The organism is Bergeyella anatis (genome assembly GCF_036016955.1).
Lineage (GTDB): Bacteria > Bacteroidota > Bacteroidia > Flavobacteriales > Weeksellaceae > JAYWXI01.
In genome coordinates this window covers 1-422 of record NZ_JAYWXI010000147.1, presented here as the reverse complement: position 1 = coordinate 422, position 422 = coordinate 1, and the positions used below count along the sequence as shown (strand labels likewise).

The 422-nt window shown below is 36.0% G+C and carries 1 pseudogene; it reads right to left on the bottom strand.

From position 1 onward, the window contains the following. Window positions 1-422, bottom strand: a pseudogene (locus tag VQ048_RS12680) (ATP-dependent Clp protease ATP-binding subunit); the annotation flags it as partial.

Sequence of the window (422 nt, the reverse complement as noted above, 5' to 3'; positions counted from 1 at the left end):
TCTGCTTTTCTTTCAGAAAAATCTCGCCAGAACTTTTAGCAACAGACATCGTATGGTCAATTAAGTCTAATGCCGATGCAGGAAGGCTCTTTTCCTTCATATATCTTTTTGAAAGGCGTATTGCTCCCCATAAAACATCATCTTCGGCTTTAATATTGTGATGATTTTCATAAACTTGCATTACTTCTTTCAAAATCCGAAATTGTATGTCCTCATCAATCTCTTCGATATTTATAAGCTCAAACATTCCTGCTAAGGAGGCTTCTTTTTCAATCTTCTTAGTATACTCCGCAATATTCGATGTGGCAATTACTCGTAACCCCTTTGCCAACTCTCCTTTTAATAGATTTGCTACACCAGAATCAGAATGGCTACTTAGTAAGGTATGTAATTCCTCTATAATCAATACCGATTTAGGTATG